The following is a 21,175-nucleotide window of genomic DNA, read 5'->3' on the forward strand; positions in this document are numbered from 1 at the left end:
GGCTGCTTTATGGAATGTTGCCGGTGCTGCTGCTGGGCCTTGTGATGAATCACATGATCAATCGTCTGGAACTCCGCCTGATGGTGGCCGAACGACAAGAAAGCCGTGCCATCGCGCGCCGCCCCTAGCAGAATCCGCCGCTCGGGACAGGCGCGCTGATCGCGGCCCTATCGTCAATCAGGGCTGACCGCTCAGCACCGTGCTTGCGGCCTCCAGCGCGCCACGACCATGCGGGATATCCAGCGCCTTGAGCCCGGTCTCAATCCCGCCCAACAGCCCCATGATCATGTGGCCATTCACATGCCCCATATGGCCGAGACGGAAGAACCCGTGCCACTCCGCACTCTCCGGCGGCGCCATGCCAAGGCCGATCCCAAGGGTTAGACCAAGGTTCTGCTCTAGCCACATCCGCAGATCCGTCGCGCGCGGCGATGGCAGGCGCAACGCCGTCACCGCGTGGGAGCGCAACCCAGGCTCGGTGACATTCATCGCCAATGCGCCGCCCTCGCTCCAGACCTCGCAGGCCGCCCAGATCGCCCGCGCGAGCTGCGCGTGCCGCGCCCAGACCTGCTCCACCCCCTCGGCGTGCAGAAGATCCAGCGCGGCCCGCAACCCATAGAGATGATGCGTCGGCGCGGTGCCGCCAAAATACTGATAGAAAATCTCCGGGTTGGCGCGCGGCCCCCAGTCCCAATAACGGCTGACCCGCGGCAATCTGGCCCGCGCCTCCGCCGCCTTGTCGTTGAAGAATACAAAGGACAGCCCGGCAGGCACCATCAACCCCTTCTGGCAGCCGGTGACCATCACATCAACGCCCCAGGCATCCATCTCGAAGCGATCACACCCCAGCGAGGCGATACAATCCACCATCAGCAGCGCCGGGTGATCCGCCTCAGTCATGGCTGCACGCAAGGCACTGATATCATTTCGAATAGAGGTCGAAGTGTCAGTCTGCACCCCCAGCACCGCCTTGATCTGATGGCCGCTGTCGGCCCGGAGCCGCTCTGCCACGCGGGCCATGTCAAATGGCGCGTGCAGGCCAAAATCGAGCACCTCAACCTCGACCCCCAGCGCCTCTGCCATCTCGCCCCAGCCATGGGCAAACCGCCCGGAGGCGGGCACCAGCACCTTGTCCCCAGCCATCAACGTGTTCGACAGCGCCGCCTCCCAGGCCCCATGACCATTGGCGATATAGATCGCCACATGATGCGCGGTGCGCGCCAGTTTACGCAGATCCGCCGGCAGCGTTGCGGTCAGATCGACCAGCTCGCCGGCATAGATATTGGGCGAGGCGCGATGCATGGCCTGAAGCACCTGATCCGGGATCACCGAGGGACCGGGAATCGCCAGATAAGAGCGGCCGGCCGAGAGTTTCACAGAATCGCGCATATATACCTGTCCTGATAGGCACCGCAGCCGAAGCTCAAGCCAAGCAAACCGGCGCGGGGGATTTAAACTGCGCGCAGAGTACTCCGGCGGAAACCAAGGTCAATCACCCGACGGTCACGCGCCTTGCGCCCTGTGGCTAAGCTGCTTAAATATCGAGACTTGTCGCAAAAATTGCGGCATGCACCGGCAGACGGCATCGAGGAACGGCACATGAGCAACCAATATATGTCCTCGCGCACCTTGTTGCGGTGGCTATGGCAGGGCTACCTGCGCCACCACGTCGGACTGCTGGCGATCGCGGTGTTCTTTATGCTGGTGGAGGGCGCATCGGTCGGCGGGCTCAGCTACATGATGCAGCCGATGTTTGACCTGGTGTTTGTGAACGGCAGCTCGGATGCGCTGCTTTGGGTCAGCCTCGCGTTTTTTGGTATCTTTGTGATGCGCGGTATCAGCTCCGTCACCCAAAAGGTCATTCTGGCGACGATCAACCAGCGTTCAGAGGCGCATATGCGCACCGATATGCTGGATCGCCTGATCCATCAGGACGCCAGCTTTCACCAGATCCATCCGCCGGGGTTCCTGATCCAGCGGGTGCAGTCGGATGTGGCCGCGATCAATCAGGTCTGGCAGGCGATCATCACCGGATCCGGCCGCGACGTCGCGCAGCTGATCGCCGTGCTGGCGGTTGCCATCAGCGTCGATTGGCGCTGGACCGCGATCATGCTGATCGGTGTGCCGCTCTTGGTGCTGCCGCTTTCGATCGTGCAGCGATACGTGCGCAAGAAAGCCAGCCAGGCGCGCGATCTGGGCGCGGTGCAGGCCACCCGGCTGGACGAGGTTTTTCACGGCATCGTGCCGATCAAGCTGAACCGGCTGGAAGACTACCAATCCAACCGCTATCGCGCGGCAACCACCGCCTTTGTGCGGGCGCAGATCCGGGCGGCCTTTGGCACCTCCTCGACCTCCGGCATGGTGGATCTGATGGCCGGGCTTGGGGTGATGTGCGTGATCATGTTTGGTGGCCGCGAGATCATCGAGGGCGACAAGACGGTTGGCGAATTCATGAGCTTCTTCACCGCCATCGGCCTTGCCTTTGATCCGATGCGGCGGCTCGCCTCGATCATGGGGGTGTGGCAGACCGCAGCGGCGGCGATGGAGCGCATCAAGGAGCTGATGGACGCGCCGATCACCCTTGTGTCGCCTGAACACCCACAACCCGCGCCGACCGGCCTGCCGGAAATCCGGCTCGACAAGGTCAATCTCTCCTACGGCGAGGCGCATATTCTGCGCGACCTGTCGCTGGTCGCCGAGGCGGGCAAGACCACCGCGCTCGTCGGTGCCTCGGGTGCCGGGAAATCGACTATTTTCAATCTTTTGACGCGGCTTGTTGATCCTCAGGAAGGCGATGTGACAATCAACGGCGTCGCGGTTGGCGATATGGAAATCGGCGATCTGCGGAACCTGTTCTCGGTGGTGACGCAGGACGCGCTTCTGTTTGACGAAACGCTGAAGGAAAACGTTCTGCTGGGGCGCACGGATGTCAGCGATGAGCGCCTGGCAGAGGTTCTCGATGCCGCCCATGTCAGCGACTTCCTGCACAAGATGCCGGACGGGCTGGAAACCCGGGTGGGGCCGCGCGGCTCGGCCCTGTCTGGCGGGCAGCGGCAACGGGTGGTGATCGCCCGCGCCATCCTCCGCGACACCCCGATCCTGCTGCTGGACGAGGCGACCTCGGCGCTGGATGCGCAATCTGAAAAAGTGGTGCAGAAGGCGCTGGAGGCGCTGGCCGGGGGGCGCACGACCATCGTGATCGCGCACCGGCTCTCGACCATTCGGAGCGCGGACAAGATCATCGTGATGGAGCGCGGACGGGTCATGGATTCGGGCCGCCACGACGAACTGCTGGAACGCGGCGGCATCTACGCCGATCTCTACCGGCTGCAATTTCAGGATGGCATGACAGTGATCGACACCGAGGGCGTCTCGGCCCAGCTCTCTCGCAGCGTTGAGCGCGATGCAAACGAACGGGCCGGGTTGTTGCGCCGCTTTGCCCGACGTCTGTTCGGTTAATCCGTCCGGCGCTTGATCTTTGCCGCTTGCGGCGTCACATCTTGGCACAGACGCTGCATTATATCCAATTGGGAGCCCCACCGATGGCCGACCGCCGCATCCTGCGCCTGCATGGCACCGACACCCGCGATTTCTTGCAGGGGCTGGTGACCAACGACGTGAAGAAGCTCGACCAGGGGATTGTTTACGCAGCGCTTTTGACGCCACAGGGCAAGCTCATCGTTGATTTCTTTTTGGTGCCTGCGGGGGATGCCGTGCTGCTGGATGTGGCCGAAGCCTTCGCCGATGCGCTGCAAAAGCGGCTGACGATGTACAAGCTGCGCGCCGATGTCACGATCGAGCAAACCGATCTGCACCTGCGCCGCGGCACCGGCCCCGCCCCCGATAACGCCCTCGCCGATCCGCGTCACCCGGCGCTGGGATGGCGGCTTTATGGGGCTGAGGTCGGCGACGACGGCAGCGATTGGGACGCGATCCGGGTGGCCCATTGCATCCCCGAAATGGGCATCGAGTTAAGCGGTGACAGCTACATCCTGGAAGCCGGTTTCGAAGCCCTGAACGGGGTCGATTTCCGCAAGGGCTGTTATGTCGGCCAAGAGGTCACCGCCCGCATGAAGCACAAGACAGAGCTGCGCAAGGGCCTGCAACGGGTCGAGATCGACGGCGAAGTGCCCGTTGGCACCGAGATCACCGCAGCAGGCAAGCCGGTTGGGCAGGTCTTTACCCAATCCGGCAACGCGGCCATCGCCTATCTGCGCTATGACCGCGCCGGGGACGCGATGGAGGCCGCAGGCGTCGCACTGCGATGGCCCGGCGGAGAAAACCGCTAAGCTGCTGACCTCTATGCTTTTGTTAAGCACCACCGCGCTATAGACTTGATCACAGGCCCCGCTGATGGGGCCGGAATTAAGGACATGGGTATGAACGCGGGTATTTTGCCGCTTGCCGCTACGCTGGGGTTGATCGCAAATCTGGCGCAAGCGGAGGGCTATTGGGAATACGGAGATTGGCGCGTCAGCGTCACCGAGCAAAGCACGACCGAAGATTATCGCCTCTATTGCCGCGCCAGCACCGGCGGTGACGGGATGCCGGTGATCAGTCTGCAAATCAGCAACGGCGACGCCGGCCCGCCGAACGACTACCCTGCCCCCACATTTTTCGAAAGCGCGCCGCGCCATCACAACACACAGGTCGTCAACGCCCAAGGGGTGTCCTTTGTCTTTGACCATCAAGGCGTGTTTTTCGCGGTTGCCGAAGGCGGCATTGATGACGAGGGCATCGCCTGGGCCAGTGCCGCCCCGCGCTGGCAGGATACCAAGAACATGCTTCTGTGGATGAAGGCCTCCTCGCAGATGGAGGTGCGCGCACTCGACGCCTATAGCGCCAGCACCGAAGTCTATGTGGCCTCTCTGGCCGGTTTTACCGCGGCCTACGGCAAGATGATGGACAGCTGCGGCCACAGCCTCGACATCCCGCGCGACTAACAGAGAAATATCACATTAAGACAAATTTACCCAATATTCTTGAAAATTATTCCCTAATATTGTTGACGTAATGAAAGCCAAAATCGGCAACTCTGTCGCGTTTCAACCATGTCCCAAAGAGAAAACCCCGACACTCTGGTGCCGAGGTTTCCTATGCCCTGCCGCACCACGTGTCGTGCGAGGGCGCTATCTCAGGCGCGTCAGGCGCGCTCGGAATACTCCATGGTCTCGGTGTTGACCACGATCATCTCATCCTGCCCGACGAAGGGCGGCACCATGACTTTGACGCCATTTTCCAGGATCGCGGGTTTGAAGGAGTTGGCAGCGGTCTGACCTTTGACCACCGGCTCCGTCTCAACGATCTTGCAGGTCACCTTCTGCGGCAACGTCGCGTTCAGCGCCTCGGCCTCGTAGAATTCCACCACGATGGTCATGCCATCCTGCAAGAAAGGGCGGCGGTCGCCCAGCAGCTCGGCCGGCAGTTCGATCTGCTCGTAGGTTTCGGTATCCATGAAGACCAGCATGCCGTCGCTCTCATAGAGGAACTGCTGGTCTTTTTGCTCCAGACGCACGCGTTCGACCTTGTCGGCGGAGCGGAAACGCTCGTTGAGCTTGGAGCCGTTGCGCAGGTTGCGCATTTCGACCTGCGCAAACGCGCCGCCCTTGCCGGGCTTCACATGGTCCACTTTGACCGCAGCCCAGAGACCGTCGTTATGCTCCAGCACGTTGCCAGGGCGGATTTCATTGCCGTTGATCTTGGGCATGGAAAACTCTTTCAAGTGGTTGATGACAGCTTTGCCATCCCTATATCTGTCAGGTGATAGGCTGGCAAGATCACGAGATGTCGTGTCTTTAGGCTAGTGTGACCGCAAAATAGGCATGCGCTGAACGCATAAAAGATATGCATGTTAGGGCTACCCGAATCGTCATAATTCCGCCATAAGGAGCGCCACGCCGAAATTGCAATAGCAAGAACAACAAAGGAAACGAGATGCGAGATTTCGTTGACGGCTCCGCATACAACAATGAACAGGGTAACCGCGCCCGCAAACTTTTTGCCGCGGTTGTGCTGGCTGCATTGGATGATGCCATTGCCGATGACAAGAAATACGGCAACGGTCCTGAGCAGATCGCCCGTTGGGCCCGCTCGCGCGATGGGCGCGAAGTTCTGTCCTGTGCAGGTATTGACCCGAACGAACGTGTGGTCGAAGGCCTGATGGGATTTGTAGGTCGTGGTGTACGGACCTCTGTCGCGCTGTCGCGCGAAGAAAGCGAACGCCGCAATGCTGCGCAGGCCGAGGCGGCCTGATCGCAAACTATAGCTGCCAAGCTGTATGAGAAAACGCGTCCTGGGGGGCGCGTTTTTCTTTTTGGCCTCGGCATCTTGTGCGGCGCTGTTCATGTCGCCCCCGCGCGTTGAAACAGCGCAAGCCGGATTGACCTCCGCGCAGGCGCGCTGCAACAGTCGTGCGACCACCCGGCCAGGCAGAGGACCGCAAAGATGACCACAAAGGCGATCATGATCCAGGGCACCGGCAGCAATGTCGGCAAGTCGATGCTGGTCGCGGGGCTGGCCCGGGCGCTGGTACGGCGGGGCCTGTCGGTCGCGCCCTTCAAGCCGCAGAACATGTCCAACAACGCCGCGGTGACCTCTGACGGCGGTGAAATCGGGCGCGCGCAGGCCCTGCAGGCGCGCGCGGCGGGGCTTGCGCCGCATACGGATATGAACCCGGTGCTGCTCAAGCCGGAAACCGACACCGGCGCGCAGGTGATCGTGCAGGGCAAGCGGCGCGGCACCCGCGCGGCTGGATCCTTCATGCGCGACAAGGCGGGGCTTCTGGAGGCCGCTCTGGAGAGTTTTCACCGGCTGGCCGCACAGCATGACATCGTGCTGATCGAAGGCGCGGGCTCGCCGGCAGAGACCAACCTGCGCAAGGGCGATATCGCCAATATGGGCTTTGCCGAGGCCGCGGATGTGCCGGTTGTGCTTGTGGGCGACATCCATCGCGGCGGCGTCATCGCACAGGTGGTGGGCACCCATACGGTTCTGGATGAGGCCGACCGCGCGCGGATAAAAGGCTTTGCCATCAACCGGTTTCGCGGCGACCTGAGCCTGTTTGACGCGGGTCGAGACAACATCTCGCGCTGGACGGGCTGGCCGTCGCTCGGGGTGGTGCCGTGGTTCTGGGACGCCTGGAAGCTGCCCGCCGAGGACATGATGGATATCGCCTCTCACGCCGGTGGCGCCTGCAAGGTGGTGGTGCCGCAGCTGGAACGTATGGCGAATTTCGACGACCTCGACCCACTGGCGGCCGAGCCCAATGTGACGGTTGATATCATCCCTCCCGGCCGCGCCCTGCCCGGCGACGCGGATCTGGTCCTGATCCCTGGGTCAAAATCCACCATCGGCGACCTGGCCTATCTGCGCGCGCAGGGCTGGGACATTGATATCCTGGCCCATTATCGTCGCGGCGGCCATGTGCTGGGGCTCTGCGGTGGCTATCAGATGCTGGGTCAGAGCATTGACGACCCGGAGGGCGTGGACGGCCGTCCGGGCAAGGTCGCGGGGCTTGGGCTGTTGGATGTGGACACGGTCATGGCTGGCGACAAGCGGGTCACCGAAAGCCAGGCGCACACCGTCGAGGGCAATCTGCCGGTTTCGGGCTATGAGATCCACATGGGCCGCACCACCGGACCGGATTGCGCCCGCGCCTGGTTGCAGCTGGACGGGCGGCTGGACGGCGCAGCCTCAGCCGATGGCCGGGTGCGCGGCTCTTACCTGCACGGGCTCTTTACCTCTGATCTGTTCCGTGCCGATTTCCTCGCCGGATTGGGGCATCAATCCACTACGCGCTATGACGATGGCGTGGAGGCAACGCTTGATCTGCTCGCCGATCATCTGGAACGCTATATGGATATCGACCAGCTGCTGGACATCGCCGCCCCAGTGACGCGGCCCTAGGCTCCGCCACAGCGGTCGCGGTAGCGCGCCGCAGCGGGCACAGGCCCGCTGCCCGGCCCAACGACAAGGCGGGCTTTCGTCAGAAAGCATGTCTTGTGGGCGGGAGCGCCACCGGACCGCTGCACATGAGTCATCAGCGGGAAGCGAGCCGCCCCCCCCTGCCCGGTCAATTTTTCAGGATTACAAGCGCTTAGAGCAAATCCTGCGCCGCCAGCGCGCGTTGGATTTCGCGCCGAACCAGCTTGCGCACATTGCGGGTGATCCGCTCGCCCAGGGGGCCTTGCAGTTCTTCGCGCACGATATCGGCGACCAGTTCACGCAGGCTGTCCTCATCGAGGAAATCCTCCTGCGAGGTTGCCTTCTCCAGCGCCAGCTCTTCGGCGCTGCTTTGCACCAGATCCTGCGCATCCTCACCAGCAGGCTGCACCGGGTCATCGGCATCGGCCTGCGCCTCTTGCGGGCTCTGCACCTGAACGTGATCTTCCCATTGGATGGTATCCACCGGCTGGCCACTTGGCGGCACCGGCTCGATGTCATCTTCGTTCAGATCCGGGACCGGGCGGCCATTGAGCTGCGCCTCTGGCTTGCGCGTATCGCGCCCTTCGGTCTCCAGCTCGGCAATGCGGCGCACCACGGCAGCGACGCGGGAACTGCGGAGCGGCACGGCAGCGGGGCTGTCAGCGTCACCCCCTTCTGCGGCCTCGAACAAGGTCGCTTCGGGGTCACGCCATGGCGCCTCCACGACGGGATCCTCAACAGCCGTTTCGCTTGCGGTCACGTTCTTGCGCGCCGCAACCTGCGGCATCGGCGGGTATTCCGCATGGCTTTGGTCCTCAGGCTGGCTATCCGCCGGACCGAGATCCTGCGGCGCCTCAGCCGAGGGAGTCGCGATGATCGAGGGGTCAGAGACCTGCGCGGCTGGCGTCTCAGCCTCAGCCTCGGGCTGCGTGTCCGACACCCGCAAGGCCGGTGTCAGCACAAGCCGAGTCGCGGCTTTTGCCGGTTTCGGCGCAACGCGTGACAAAGGCTCCGCCTCCCGCCCGGTCTCGCTGACCAGTCGGCGTATGGAGGAAAGGACATCTTCGATTTCTGCGTGGGTCACGGGTTCAGACATTTATATTGGCCAAGCTCACCTCTTGTGGGTGAGTTTAGCCAGCTTGTCCCAATCACACAACAAGAACGTCGGAATATCAGTTCTTTCTCAGGGCCTTGAGCACCCGATCCAGATCCTGACCGCGCTTGGTGACAAAGGCGGGCGCATTGCGTACCTGATTGTGATAGATCTCCGGGTCATAGCGTTCGACCGCCAGATTGAGGTTCTCTGCGGTCAAAAGCCCCTGCGCCTGCAACAGATCATAGGCCGCCAGAGCCTGAGTCGCCCGCGCCGACAGACGTGCGGTCTGGGCGTCCAGCAGCTCCTGTTCGGCCTGAAGCACATCAAGCGTCGTGCGCGAGCCAAGCGTGGCCTCTTCGCGCACGCCCTCAAAGGCAACCTGAGCCGCCCGTACCCGCTGATTTGACGACACAAGGCTGGCCGCCGCAGTGTCAAACCCGGTATAGGCGCTGGCCGCATTGCTGGTGATGCTGCGCTGCACCGACAACAGGTTGCCGCGCTCCGCGTCCAGACGGGCCAGCTCTGCCCGCCGCGCCGCTGCCAGACCACCGCCCGCATAAAGCGTCTGCGACAGGTTCAGAGAGACACTGAAATCATCGCTGTCGATCGCCGTGTCATGGAACTCGCCATGCGAGGCATTGGCGGAGAGGTTCAGGCTGGGGCCCATGTCCCGCAGCGCGCTATCCGCCTTCAGCTCCGCCGCCTTCACGGCGTGCTGCTGCGCGCGCAGGCGCGGATGGCTGCGCAAGGCCAGGGCCTGCGCCGCATCCAGGCTGCTGGCGCGGCGCGGCAAGGGCGGATAGGCCGAGACCCGACCCGGCGCATGGCCAACGACTTCTTCATAGGTGGCGCGGGCGGACAGCAATGCGCCGCGCGCGTCGGTCAGATTGGCGCGCGCCTCTGCCACCTGGCTCTGTGCCAGGGCGACATCGGTTCGGGTGACCTCACCCACTTCAAAGCGATCATTGGCGGCCCGCAGCTCTTCTTGCAGCAGACGCAGGTTGTTCTGCCGCAGGGCGACAACGTCCTGCTGCGTCAATACGTTGACATAGGCTTGGACAGCGGCGAACAGCACTTGTTGTTCGACGTTCACCAGGGTTTGCCGGGTGGCGAGCACCGTTTCCTGCGCCGCCGCTGTATCCAGTTGCGTGGCGCCATTGTCAAACAACAGCCAATTGAGGCTGAGGTTCAGCGGAGCCCCCGGCGGCTATAGCTGCGCGAAATAGAGAGGGCGGTGGTCACGATGGGACGCAAACCGGCAACCGATGCTGCCACGCCCTCGTCAGCGGCCCGCAGCAGGGCCCGGTTTTGCTCCAGCAAACCGCTGCTGGTATAGGCGCCGATCATCGCATCGGTCACATTGTCCGCCTGCGCCATCGGCGCCTGCATCACAGATGCAAGCATCACGCCTGCTACTGCAATGCCCCCAATCCGTTTCCGTTTGAAAATTCCCTGCATCCCGTCGCCTCATGTTTGGGGTCTTGCCCACAGTCTAGCCTTTTATGGCCAATTTGCGCCATACATATGTGAACGGATCAGTTCAATAAAAGGGTCTAGACCCAATAAATCCAATAAACGCAGATCCATATGGATCTGCGTCTTGATCATAGCCTTACAGAGCAAACTCCGCCGCTTTGGCAAAACCGGGCAGTACCGGAGCCCCGGCGTTGAAATCAAACCGCCAGGAAACCCGATCGCCGTTCTTGAAGCCGATTTTCACCTCGCCCAGCGCCCCGGTCATAAAGAGCGCGGCAATGCGCCCGCCGTCCTTGAGCTGCGCGATCAACCCCTCGGGCAGGATCTCGACCCCGCCTTCGATCAGGATCACGTCATAGGGACCATGTTCCGCCGCGCCTTCGCTCAGAGCACCCTGGTGGATGATGGCATTGTCGGCGTTGCTTTCGCTCAGCAGCTGCTGCGCCTCGCTGGCCATGGCCTCGTCCTCTTCGACGCCGATCACCATCTGCGCCAGCCGGGCCACAACCGCGGTGGAATAGCCAAGCCCGCTGCCCACATCCAGCACCAGCTCGTCGGCACACACATCCAGCGCATCCAGCATCTTGGCCAGGGTGCGCGGTTCCGGCACCACACGTCCGGCGCCCAAGGGCACGCTCTGGTCGGCATAGGCGACCTCTGCCTGTGCGTCGGGGACAAATTGTTCACGCGGAACGGCCAGCATCGCCTCGATAATCGGGTATTTCGTCACATCCGACGGGCGGATCTGCGTGTCTACCATCATGCGGCGGCGGTCAGAGAAGTCGGTCATCTGCTAAACCCATATGTTCAGGTACTTGCCCTCGGTTCTGCCACATCCCGCGCGGCGCGGCAACGGCCCCTTTGCTGCAAAACCCGACAGTGTGCCGTGGCTGCACGGGCGTGCCCCTGTGGACCGTGAATGCCCAGACGCAGGACCACCCCCGACGGATCGGGGGTGGTGTGGTCTCTAACTAACATGTGTAAACATCCCTGCCGCGGCGCAGCCCGCCGCCCGCCGGTCACATGCGGAAGGCCGCTCAAGCGGTGGAGCAGGACTCGCAAAAGGGCGACTCGGGGTGGGCCTTCAGGTGGTCGGTCGCGATATCGGCACCGCAAATCCGGCAATAGCCGTAATCACCCGCGTTGAGCCGATCCAGCGCCGTGAGAATCGCGCTGATCCTGCGCCCGCCCGGCTCGGTCCGCCCTGTTTCAGCCCGCCCAGCCTCTGCCTGCGACAGAGCAGAGAGCCCCTGCCCCGACAAGACCCCCGCAGATAATGCGCTCAACCGGGTTTCCAGACGTTCCTTTTGAACAGTGTAATCCATGATATTACCCTCCCGAAACAGTCCCTATCTCATCTGGGTCGCGCCCGGAGGCGATACATGCCGCCCCGGCTCCGCTGCCTGACATTGGGCGATGATGCGCCCACACTCAACCTATCCGAAAGTTATAGGTCTCGCACGATAAAGCTCCGCCAAATCGTCGCTGCATCCGCAAGATCAACGCTGCGGGAGCAAAGCACGGATGGCTCTTGCCATTTGCGCGGCGATCAGAGATTTTCACGGCATATGAAGAGCTTCGCCCCTGCGAGCCCCCAGACCGGAGACCTGCCGATGATCCGCCCGCTTCTGATTGGACTGATGCTGCTGAGCCTTGCCGCCTGCGAAACCACCAAGGGCGCAGGCCGCGATCTGCAAAAGGCCGGTGACGCCATCAGCCACACCGCGCAGAACGTCCAGAACGCGCTCTGATCACGCCGAATACAGCCGACGCGCCACCGCCAGGCTAACCGGGAAAGCCACCACGAACCCCGCCGCCGCCGCGATCAGAATCGCGGCAAGCGAACCATATCCCATGGCCAGCGCCGCAATCACGGCGCTGCCCGCCAATGTGCTCCGTAACCACAGTCAACCGGGAACCCCCCCCCCCCCCCCCCCCCCCCCCCAACCAAAACGCCCACAACCCAACCAAACCCCAAGGCAAGGCGCCGAACCCGCGGCGCCCCCCGCCAATGTGGAACCAATAAAGATGTGAAGGATCAGCGTCAGCACGACCATGGCCTGGTCTCCTCTGTCAGGTAGCGCGTCTGAGGCCGTGATATGCAGGATTCGGGATAACATGTCTTTGATCTGCGTCAGATCACTTGCAAAACCCCAAGGGCAGCGCCCGAGCCTGGGTGGGGGCTGAAAGCGCCCTCCCGTGGGGAGGGTCGGGCGCTGCCCGGTCTACGACCGGGGTATTTTTCAGTCAGGAAGTGTCGGCCGAACGTCGGCTCGATGCCAGCTTTGGAGGAAGCGCGCTGTATGCGAGTCGAGTTTCATCTGCTCCCGCTTAAACACCTTCAAACCAAACTCTCCAATTGCGCCACTGGTGTTATCGCTGAAAAATTTTGCCTTCAGTTCCCTCAGATAGCGCTGTTCTGGCACAGCATAATTGGCCTTCGATGCGTCTATTGCTGCGGAAACCGAAAACGCCACCAGATCGGCGTAGCAAAGCAGCGGTTCAGCCGTCTTAGCAACAGCCGTAATGCGACTTGGAATGATCGGAGCCAAGAAATAGCCAAGCCTTGGGTCCATGGGGTTATCTTTAATTTTGCTGATGTAGTTACGCATCTTCTGATAGTCATGCGACGCACGTTCCTCAAAAACGATAGTGAGATCTTCGCCCGGGATATCGTGTTCGAGAAGAAAATGACCAACCCGCTCAAGAAAGTAAGAAGCGCATTTATTGTAGTACTTCTGGTCTTGCCCCTTCCCGCTGATTTGCTGCTTATAATCGCCGATTGTATCCTTCGTTGAGACCAGCGCGAAGAGCAGGACTTTGGCGTGTTCAACCACCTCGCGACAGAATCTAGCCATTTGAAAATGGTTCAAATTCGTACAGTGCAGGTCCTTCTTTCCGAGTTCTTCACGAATAGTTTCAAGCAAATCGCGCAACTCGGTGAAACATCGGTCAGGAACCAAGCACCCACCAAGAACCAAGAACGGAGATGCGCCTCTGCTATTGGGGCCGTGGCGTACTTTCTCCAACCCGGTATCGCCGGTTTCATCTACAAACAACGTATACTTGACCAAGAAATTCCCCAAAGAAAAAGCGGGGACTTGCCCCGCTTCATCCAAACATCAAAGTGTGACGCGATCAATCATCCATCTTCAGCGCCGAGATAAACGCCTCTTGCGGGATATCGACGCGGCCGAATTGGCGCATCTTTTTCTTGCCCGCTTTTTGCTTGTCCAAGAGCTTGCGCTTCCGGGTGGCGTCGCCGCCGTAGCATTTCGCGGTCACGTCCTTGCGCATCGCCGAGAGGGTCTCGCGGGCGATCACCTTGCCGCCAATGGCCGCCTGGATCGGGATCTTGAACATATGGCGCGGGATCAGCTCCTTGAGCTTTTCACACATCGCCCGGCCCCGGGCCTCGGCGCGGTCGCGGTGCACCATCATCGACAGCGCATCCACCGGTTCATCATTCACCAGCACCGACATTTTGACCAGGTTATCCGTGCGATAGCCGATCATCTGATAGTCAAAGGAGGCGTAGCCCTTGGTGACCGATTTAAGCCGGTCGTAGAAATCAAACACCACCTCGTTCAGCGGCAGGTCATAGACCACCATGGCGCGCGAGCCGGCATAGGAGAGATCCTGCTGAATGCCGCGGCGATCCTGGCAGAGCTTCAGCACGTCGCCGAGATACTCATCCGGCACCAGGATCGTGGCCTTGATGCGCGGCTCTTCCACGTGATCCACGGTGGAGAGATCGGGCATGTCGGCGGGGTTGTGCAGCTCCGACATCACGCCGTCTTTGCCGAAAATATGATAGACCACGGAGGGCGCGGTGGTGATCAGCTCGATGTCATATTCGCGCTCGATCCGGTCGCGGATCACCTCAAGGTGCAAAAGCCCGAGGAAGCCGCAGCGGAAGCCAAAGCCCAGCGCGGCAGAGGTTTCCATCTCATAGGAGAAGGACGCGTCATTCAGCGCCAGTTTCTCGATCGCGTTGCGCAGGTCTTCGAATTCGGAGCTGTCCACGGGGAAGAGACCACAGAACACCACCGGAACCGAGGGTTTAAAGCCCGGCAGCGCCACTTCGGCGCCTTTCTTGTCGTGGGTGATGGTGTCGCCCACCTTGGTGTCGCGCACCTGTTTGATCGAGGCGGTGATAAAGCCGATCTCGCCGGGGCCCAATTCGTCAACAGCCTGCATGGCGGGGCGGAACACGCCGATGCGTTCGACGCCATAGCGGGCGTTGGTCTGCATCATGCGGATCTGGTCGCCCTTTTTCAGCACGCCGTCCATGATCCGCACCAGCACGATCACGCCGAGATAGGCGTCATACCAGCTGTCCACCAGCATCGCGGTCAGCGGTGCGTCGCGGGTGCCGGTGGGGGCCGGCAGACGGGTTACGATCGCTTCCAGCGTTTCCTTGATGCCGATGCCGGTCTTGGCCGAAACCCGAATGGCGTCGGTGGCGTCGATGCCGATCACATCCTCGATCTGCTCGGCGACGCGATCACAATCTGCCGCGGGCAGGTCGATCTTGTTCAGCACCGGCACGATCTCGTGATCGGCGTCGATCGCCTGATAGACATTGGCCAGCGTCTGCGCCTCGACCCCCTGGGTGGAGTCCACCACCAGCAGCGAGCCCTCAACCGCGCGCATGGAGCGGGAGACCTCATAGGCGAAATCGACGTGGCCGGGGGTGTCGATCAGGTTCAGCACATACTGTTCCCCATCATCGGCCAGATAGTCGATGCGCACGGTATTGGCCTTGATGGTGATACCGCGCTCGCGTTCGATGTCCATCGCGTCGAGCAGCTGCTCTTTCATGTCACGATCCTGCACCGTCCCCGTCGATTGGATGAGGCGGTCTGCAAGCGTGGACTTGCCGTGGTCGATATGGGCCACGATGGAGAAATTGCGGATTTTTGAGAGCTCTGTCATAGGAAGCGCATATGATTGGGATTTCGCGTTTGGTCAAGCTAGATCATGCGTGCTCTTGTGCCTGAAATGCGCCTGCCTGCCAAGGGTGGCAGACCCGCACAAAGCGATGGCGCAGCGCATATATGCCCCTTGAAAACCGGACCCAAAACCGAAAATATGCGCGTCGATCATCGCCGCATCGCAGCCTTTGGGAGAGAATACCTATGTTTCACCGCCGCCTGACCCTCTGCCTCAGCCTTTCGGCTGCGCTTCTTGCCCCGCTGGCAGAGGCCGGAACCATCGAAAAAGCCTGCCGCAGCTCTGCCCGTGGCGCCGCACAAGCGGCCCTGTGCCACTGCCTGGATCAGGTCGCCGCCCAGAGCCTGTCGCGCGCCGAGCAGCGGGCGGTCTCTAAATGGTTCGCCGACCCCCATGGGGCCGAAGTGGTGCGCCAATCCGCCAATAGCCGCGATGCCCAGCTTTGGAAAAAATACCAATCCTTCGGCAGCGAGGCCGAGCGGGTCTGCGGTTAAGCGCCCGCGCGGCACCGCAGCAAGGGCCACCACCGCCCAAACGCCCCCGGCGCCCCTTCCGATAGTCCACGACAAGAGCCGTGGGCGGCCTCCCCGCCGCCTGCGGCTTTTTGCGTGCGGATCTGCCCCCTTCCCCGTCGGCGTCAGCGGGATGAAATCAATTGTCACGTTTCGTGAGATTTAGAATGGTTAATTTTTGCCACTCCCCGGTCGCCGGATTGCGAATATGCCAAGTTTGAACACATTCTGAAAATAGATATTTTTTGCTTTGCAAATTATTCAAATGAAAATAAAAGAAGTGGTGTTTTATAAGCTTGCGGGAAAATCCCGATGCTGTCTCGTGTTACAACGCTCCCCCGGCAGAAGCATCGCGCGACGGAGTTAACAATAAAATCATTTTGGGAGCCACTACATGCTGATGAAAGGCGTCACACTCCGGGGCCTCGAAGTCTTTGAAGCATTGGCAAAATCAGGATCGGTCGCACAGGCGGCCGATGTGACCGGCCTCAGCCAGCCGGCGGTGAGTCAACAGCTTCGCAATCTTGAAAAAGCACTGGGATCGGATCTTGTGGACCATGGGCGCCGCCCCATGGTGCTGACTCCCGCCGGGCGCAGTTTTTTGCAACGCACCCAGGCGGTTCTGAGCGAACTTCGCCTGGCGCAGAGCGAGCTGACGGTGATGGATCTGTCGCATCTGCCGGCGCTGTCACTGGGGTTGATCGACGATTTTGACAACGATCTGACACCGCGTCTGGCCACTATTCTGGCCGACAGCCTGACCCAATGCCGCTTCAAGATGGTCACCGCCTCCAGCCATGAGATCTATCAGGCGATGCAGAATAAGGATCTGCATATCGGCATTGCCGCCTCCACCGGCGAGCTGCGCGACGGGGTTACCGAATACCCGCTGATCGAGGATCCCTTCATCCTTGTCGCGCCGCGCGGGCACATTACGGATCCTGGCGATATCGGCAATCAGTTGAACCACTTGCCGCTGTTGCGATACGCGCGAAGCCAGTTGATTTCACAGCAAATCGATTCGCACCTGAGCCGCAACAAGGTGAGCTTTGATGATCGCTTCGAGATTGGCTCTCACCTTGCGTTGATGGCGATGGTCGCGCGGCGCATCGGCTGGGCCATCACCACGCCGCTGGGCTATATGCGCGCCATCCGTTTCCATGACGAGATTGATGCCTTCCCCCTGCCCTTTGGCGGCTTCTCCCGCCGGATTTCGCTGTTTGCGCAATCCGATTGGCCCGATACGGTGCCGCTGGATGTGGCCGATACCATGCGGCGGCTGACACAAAGCCATGTGATCACCCCGGCCATCAATCGCCTGCCCTGGCTGGCCGGGAAATTGCAGCTGATCGACTGACGCGCGTATGAGCCCCTTGACGGCACTGGCGGCTCAGCCCGTGTCACGCTGGGCCAGATCGAGCCGCTGCCGCAGACCCTCGGCGGCGGCCTCCAGCAGGTCCAGACAGCCGGAGAAATCCCGCGTGTAATAGGGGTCCGGCACCTCTTCCATGTCAAACCCCGCCGCCATGGGGGCAAAAAGCTCCACCGCGGTGGCGGCACCTTTTGGGCGCAGGGCCTCCACGTCACGCAGGTTTTGACGGTCCATGACCAGAATAAGGTCGAAATTGGAGAAATCCGCGGGCGAGAATTGACGTGCACGCAGATCTGCCATGTCAATTCCGCGTATCAGGGCGGTTTTCTGCATCGGCCCATAGGGGGGCTCGCCGATATGATAGCCCGCCGTCCCGGCGCTATCGGTTATTGCGGCGGGATATAACTTGCGAAAAATCGCCTCCGCCGCCGGAGAGCGACAGATATTTCCAAGACATACAAAAAGCAATTTCGTCATTATTTCACTTTCCAAGGGGCGCGAAAACGCGGTCGCGGTCCGATCCGCCGTGGCGCTGTTCTGCGCGTTAGCAGCCAAGGCTATGCCAGGGCGGCGCACCGATGCAACGTGGGGCCTCGGGGGCCGGCCCCAAAAAGACAAACGGCTCCGGCAGGATGCCGGAGCCGTCGCGGCTCAGATATGGCGCAGGCCTCAGTTTGAATGGCCGGAGTGGTCGCCATGGCCCGCGCCCGCCTTGCGCTCCATATCCACGGGGATCTCGACACTGACCTCGCCCGCCTTTTCAAAGACCAGCGTCACATTCACAGTGTCGCCGTCCTCCAGCACGTGATTGAGCCCCATGAACATCACGTGATCGCCGCCACGTTGCAGCATATGGGTCTCGCCCGCAGGAATGACGAAGCCCTCTTCGACATGCATCATCTGCATCACCCCATTTGCGTCTTCCTTATGGGTGTGCAGCTCCACCCGCTCGGCCACGTCGGAGCGCGCATCAATCAGGCGGTCGTCACTGTCGGAGTGGTTCATGATCTCCATGAAGGCGGCGCCGGACATTTTGTTCGAGGCACGGGCATAGGCGTCATGCACCATCATTTCAGCAGAGGCGGCGGAGCCAAAGGCCAGGGAGGTCACGGCGGCAAGGGTGAGGGATTTGAAGAACATCTGATGTCTCCTATAAATACAGGGTCAGGTGAGGCCCATTCGGGCGCTCGGGGTGTGAAATCGGAAGAGGCCGGCGCGTTATGCTGACGGTGGCGCGCGCGCCCGGGCAGTCCGTGCAGGCGCACTGTCATGCTGCGCGCGGGGGGCCAGCGGAGGTGCCTGGCGAAACGAGACAGGGACCGCGGGAATCACCAGCGGCGGCGCCGAGGCCAGATCAAACAGATGGGTGATGCAATCCGGGCAGATATGCGGCGGGCCGACCGGCTGACCCTCGGCGTCGACATAGACGGTGACCGGCCCGGTGCCGGTGCAGAGGATCACCTGACCGGTCGCATCGCGCGCAAAGCGGCTCGCGGCGGCGCTGTGCCCGGTGGCCAGCAAGGCCAGCGCAAGCAACAGGCTGATATAGCGTCTGAACGGTTTCATCACCGCAAGGTATTTCAGGAAGCCCCCAGCGTCTCAAGACAAAAGCGCGCGCGCCGAGAGGCAAAGCGTCGCGGCCTCAGACAAGTCAAAGACCGCCGCACCCGAGGGGTACGACGGTCCGAAATTCTTGGATCAGATTGCAAAATCCGACAGGCTTGCGCCTATCAGGCCTGAGCGGCCTGGGCTTTTGCGATCTCTTTCTTGACTTTCAGCGCGGATGCGGAAAGCTCTTCGTCTTTTGCCTTGGCAAGGAAGGCATCCAGACCACCGCGGTGATCCACCGAACGCAGGGCCGCAGCAGAGATGCGCAGCTTCACACCGCGACCGAGGGTCTCGGATTGCAGGGTGACATCGTTCAGGTTCGGCAGGAAACGACGTTTGGTTTTGTTGTTGGCGTGGCTGACATTGTTGCCAGTCATCGGGCCTTTTCCGGTCAGTTCGCAACGGCGCGACATGGTGTTATCCTTCGTATCTGCGGCGTCCCGTCCCTAACCTGCCTGTTCGGCTGCGCGGAATCAGTCGCCAAATTACAAGGGCGCTGCCATTGGCTGCGCCCGAAAACTGGTTGGATGCATGTAGGAGGAATCGCGAAGATGGTCAAGCCAATTGCAACGCTTTTATGGCGGTCAAACCAACAATCCCACGCCACCCCAACCAGCGCTGACGATGTTTTACAAGTTCCCACGCCGCAAACAAGCCCCGAGCGGCGCCTGTGACGGTCCATTCCGCCTTGATCGACACGCGAAAGCACCGCGCAAAGGCTGCGTGAGTCGCCCGCACGGCACGTCGTCAGCCGGGTGGCATGCCCAGCCCGGTCAGCAAATCGCGCGCTGCCGCCTGTGGCGTCTGCTGGCCTGTCGCAACCTGCGCCGAGAGCTCCGCCATGCGGGTCTTGGCCCAAGTGGTATCCAGCCGCGACAGTAAGGCCTGACGGACCTCCTCGACGAACCAATATTGCGCCTGCGCCGCCCGGTTGCGATCCCAATGGCCCTGGGCCCGCCGCCATTCGGCCAGCGCCTGAATCTCGGCCCAGGTCTGTTGCAGGCCCTGTTCCTCCAGCGCCGAAACCGTCAGCGCCTTGGGAAAGCCCTCCGGGTCCTGCACCCGCTTGCGCAACAGCCGCAGCGCCCCGGCGTAATCGGCGCAGGTGCGGGTTGCGGTGGCTTTCAGATCGCCATCGGCCTTGTTCACCAGAATCAGATCGGCGATCTCCATGATCCCGCGTTTGACGCCCTGCAACTCGTCGCCGCCCGCCGGGGCCAGCAACAGCAGGAAGAGGTCCGAAAGCTCCGACACCACGGTTTCCGACTGCCCGACCCCCACCGTTTCGATCAGCACCACGTCAAAACCTGCCGCCTCGCACAGGGCCACCGCATCGCGGGTGCGGCGCGCGACGCCGCCGAGGTGGCTCTGGCTCGGGCTTGGGCGGATAAAGGCGGCGCGCTCGCGGCTCAGCCGTTCCATCCGGGTCTTGTCGCCCAGAATCGATCCCCCCGACCGGGCAGAGCTGGGATCCACCGCCAGCACCGCCACCCGCAGCCCCTGCGCAATCAGCATCATGCCGAAGGCCTCGATAAAGGTGGATTTGCCAACGCCCGGCGTGCCCGAAAGACCAACCCGCAGCGCCTGCCGGTTGCTTTGTGCGAGCTGCGACAGCAGCGCATCCGCCTCTGCGCGATGATCGGCGCGCGCGCTTTCAACCAGCGTGATGGCCCGCGCCAGAGCCCGCCGGTCGGCCTTCAGGATCCTGTCACTCAGCTCTGCGATATCCATGGCGCGCCTCTCCTTGTTGTCGCGCATTGATGGCGCAGGCAGGTTGCCCTTGTCCAGAGCGCGAACGCGGTCGCGTCCCCTGCGGCGCCACTGGACCTTGCCGCCGCGATTGGCGATAACCACCGCCATGACACGGCTTCCCATAGATGATGCGCTCCCCGAACTGATGGCAGCCCTGCGCGGCAGCGGTCGCGCGGTGCTGCAAGCGCCGCCGGGCGCGGGCAAAACCACCAAAGTGCCGCTGGCCATTCTGGAGGCGAGCCTCACCGGCGCGAATGGCGGTCGTATCCTGATGCTGGAGCCACGCCGGCTGGCCGCGCGGGCGGCGGCGGAGCGCATGGCCGACACATTGGGCGAGCGCGTCGGCCAGACCGTCGGCTACCGGGTGCGCGGCGAGGCCAAAGTGTCAGCCGCCACCCGCATCGAGGTGGTGACCGAAGGCATCCTGAACCGCATGCTGCAATCGGACCCGGACCTGCCGGGCATTGGCGCGGTGATCTT

Annotated in this window: 24 protein-coding genes; 9 read left to right on the forward strand and 15 right to left on the reverse strand. The window is 61.9% G+C overall.

Annotated features, from left to right (window positions below):
- Positions 1–177 precede the first annotated feature (177 nt).
- Positions 178–1,389, reverse strand: coding sequence for an alanine--glyoxylate aminotransferase family protein (locus HCZ87_RS13515; protein WP_167644409.1), 1,212 nt, complete (start codon positions 1,387–1,389; stop codon positions 178–180).
- 210 nt (positions 1,390–1,599) lie between these two features.
- Between HCZ87_RS13515 and HCZ87_RS13520 the strand changes: the two genes are divergently transcribed.
- From HCZ87_RS13520 to HCZ87_RS13530, 3 genes are all read left to right on the forward strand, one after another.
- Complete coding sequence (locus tag HCZ87_RS13520) at positions 1,600–3,459, forward strand: ABC transporter ATP-binding protein (RefSeq protein WP_254868643.1); 1,860 nt, start codon at positions 1,600–1,602, stop codon at positions 3,457–3,459.
- Positions 3,460–3,542: 83 nt separating this feature from the next.
- Positions 3,543–4,289, forward strand: coding sequence for a folate-binding protein YgfZ (locus HCZ87_RS13525; RefSeq protein ID WP_167644410.1), 747 nt, complete (start codon positions 3,543–3,545; stop codon positions 4,287–4,289).
- Between the two features lie 90 nt (positions 4,290–4,379).
- Entirely contained in the window at positions 4,380–4,943 is a 564-nt protein-coding gene (locus HCZ87_RS13530) for a hypothetical protein (protein WP_254868644.1), read from the forward strand.
- A gap of 200 nt (positions 4,944–5,143) precedes the next feature.
- Here the strand turns inward: HCZ87_RS13530 and efp are convergent, their stop codons facing one another.
- Complete coding sequence (gene efp, locus HCZ87_RS13535; RefSeq protein ID WP_167644412.1) at positions 5,144–5,707, reverse strand: elongation factor P; 564 nt, start codon at positions 5,705–5,707, stop codon at positions 5,144–5,146.
- 227 nt (positions 5,708–5,934) lie between these two features.
- Here efp and HCZ87_RS13540 point away from each other — a divergent pair, with 227 nt between their 5' ends.
- Positions 5,935–6,252 (forward strand): DUF6280 family protein, encoded by a 318-nt coding sequence (locus HCZ87_RS13540; protein ID WP_167644413.1) that lies wholly within the window; start codon positions 5,935–5,937, stop codon positions 6,250–6,252.
- A gap of 192 nt (positions 6,253–6,444) precedes the next feature.
- Entirely contained in the window at positions 6,445–7,905 is a 1,461-nt protein-coding gene (locus HCZ87_RS13545) for a cobyric acid synthase (RefSeq protein ID WP_167644414.1), read from the forward strand.
- A gap of 190 nt (positions 7,906–8,095) precedes the next feature.
- On the opposite strand, the gene HCZ87_RS13550 is transcribed toward HCZ87_RS13545, so the two are convergent.
- The 5 genes from HCZ87_RS13550 to HCZ87_RS13565 all read right to left on the reverse strand — a co-directional run bounded on the left by HCZ87_RS13550 (position 8,096) and on the right by HCZ87_RS13565 (position 11,820).
- On the reverse strand, positions 8,096–9,019 hold the full coding sequence (locus HCZ87_RS13550) for a hypothetical protein (protein WP_167644415.1): 924 nt from the start codon (positions 9,017–9,019) through the stop codon (positions 8,096–8,098).
- Positions 9,020–9,095: 76 nt separating this feature from the next.
- A complete protein-coding gene (locus HCZ87_RS13555) occupies positions 9,096–10,187 on the reverse strand; it encodes a TolC family protein (RefSeq protein WP_368484125.1) in 1,092 nt (363 codons plus the stop codon).
- A gap of 20 nt (positions 10,188–10,207) precedes the next feature.
- Positions 10,208–10,423, reverse strand: coding sequence for a hypothetical protein (locus HCZ87_RS21335; protein ID WP_368484126.1), 216 nt, complete (start codon positions 10,421–10,423; stop codon positions 10,208–10,210).
- Positions 10,424–10,631: 208 nt separating this feature from the next.
- Positions 10,632–11,285 (reverse strand): protein-L-isoaspartate O-methyltransferase, encoded by a 654-nt coding sequence (locus HCZ87_RS13560; protein WP_167644416.1) that lies wholly within the window; start codon positions 11,283–11,285, stop codon positions 10,632–10,634.
- Positions 11,286–11,532: 247 nt separating this feature from the next.
- Positions 11,533–11,820, reverse strand: a complete 288-nt coding sequence (locus tag HCZ87_RS13565) for a conjugal transfer protein TraR (protein WP_167644417.1) — start codon at positions 11,818–11,820, stop codon at positions 11,533–11,535.
- A gap of 288 nt (positions 11,821–12,108) precedes the next feature.
- Between HCZ87_RS13565 and HCZ87_RS13570 the strand changes: the two genes are divergently transcribed.
- Positions 12,109–12,246 (forward strand): entericidin A/B family lipoprotein, encoded by a 138-nt coding sequence (locus HCZ87_RS13570; RefSeq protein WP_167644418.1) that lies wholly within the window; start codon positions 12,109–12,111, stop codon positions 12,244–12,246.
- Here the strand turns inward: HCZ87_RS13570 and HCZ87_RS13575 are convergent, their stop codons facing one another.
- The 3 genes from HCZ87_RS13575 to lepA form a co-directional block, all read right to left on the reverse strand.
- Positions 12,247–12,384 (reverse strand): CTP synthetase, encoded by a 138-nt coding sequence (locus HCZ87_RS13575; RefSeq protein WP_368484127.1) that lies wholly within the window; start codon positions 12,382–12,384, stop codon positions 12,247–12,249.
- Between the two features lie 354 nt (positions 12,385–12,738).
- Positions 12,739–13,569, reverse strand: a complete 831-nt coding sequence (locus tag HCZ87_RS13580) for a DUF3800 domain-containing protein (RefSeq protein ID WP_167644419.1) — start codon at positions 13,567–13,569, stop codon at positions 12,739–12,741.
- A gap of 64 nt (positions 13,570–13,633) precedes the next feature.
- Entirely contained in the window at positions 13,634–15,433 is a 1,800-nt protein-coding gene (lepA, locus tag HCZ87_RS13585; RefSeq protein ID WP_167644420.1) for a translation elongation factor 4, read from the reverse strand.
- A 203-nt stretch (positions 15,434–15,636) separates the two neighbouring features.
- On the opposite strand from lepA, the gene HCZ87_RS13590 reads away from it, so the two are divergent.
- Positions 15,637–15,945: a hypothetical protein gene (locus HCZ87_RS13590; RefSeq protein ID WP_167644421.1), complete on the forward strand. Its 309-nt coding sequence runs from the start codon at positions 15,637–15,639 to the stop codon at positions 15,943–15,945.
- Between the two features lie 412 nt (positions 15,946–16,357).
- On the forward strand, positions 16,358–17,320 hold the full coding sequence (locus HCZ87_RS13595; RefSeq protein ID WP_167644422.1) for a LysR family transcriptional regulator: 963 nt from the start codon (positions 16,358–16,360) through the stop codon (positions 17,318–17,320).
- Between the two features lie 33 nt (positions 17,321–17,353).
- On the opposite strand, the gene HCZ87_RS13600 is transcribed toward HCZ87_RS13595, so the two are convergent.
- The 5 genes from HCZ87_RS13600 to meaB form a co-directional block, all read right to left on the reverse strand.
- Positions 17,354–17,812 carry a low molecular weight protein-tyrosine-phosphatase gene (locus HCZ87_RS13600; RefSeq protein WP_175582264.1) on the reverse strand — a complete coding sequence of 153 codons (459 nt, stop codon included), beginning with the start codon at positions 17,810–17,812 and terminating at the stop codon, positions 17,354–17,356.
- 192 nt (positions 17,813–18,004) lie between these two features.
- Positions 18,005–18,475, reverse strand: coding sequence for a copper chaperone PCu(A)C (locus HCZ87_RS13605; protein ID WP_167644423.1), 471 nt, complete (start codon positions 18,473–18,475; stop codon positions 18,005–18,007).
- Between the two features lie 78 nt (positions 18,476–18,553).
- Complete coding sequence (locus tag HCZ87_RS13610) at positions 18,554–18,901, reverse strand: hypothetical protein (RefSeq protein WP_167644424.1); 348 nt, start codon at positions 18,899–18,901, stop codon at positions 18,554–18,556.
- A 164-nt stretch (positions 18,902–19,065) separates the two neighbouring features.
- Positions 19,066–19,356 carry a 50S ribosomal protein L28 gene (rpmB, locus tag HCZ87_RS13615; protein ID WP_167644425.1) on the reverse strand — a complete coding sequence of 97 codons (291 nt, stop codon included), beginning with the start codon at positions 19,354–19,356 and terminating at the stop codon, positions 19,066–19,068.
- Positions 19,357–19,690: 334 nt separating this feature from the next.
- Positions 19,691–20,674 carry a methylmalonyl Co-A mutase-associated GTPase MeaB gene (meaB, locus tag HCZ87_RS13620; RefSeq protein ID WP_167644429.1) on the reverse strand — a complete coding sequence of 328 codons (984 nt, stop codon included), beginning with the start codon at positions 20,672–20,674 and terminating at the stop codon, positions 19,691–19,693.
- 127 nt (positions 20,675–20,801) lie between these two features.
- On the opposite strand from meaB, the gene HCZ87_RS13625 reads away from it, so the two are divergent.
- Positions 20,802–21,175 (forward strand): DEAD/DEAH box helicase (locus tag HCZ87_RS13625; RefSeq protein ID WP_368484128.1); only part of this gene is annotated, 374 nt, incomplete at its 3' end.

This window comes from Phaeobacter sp. HF9A (assembly GCF_011806385.1).
Lineage (GTDB): Bacteria > Pseudomonadota > Alphaproteobacteria > Rhodobacterales > Rhodobacteraceae > Epibacterium.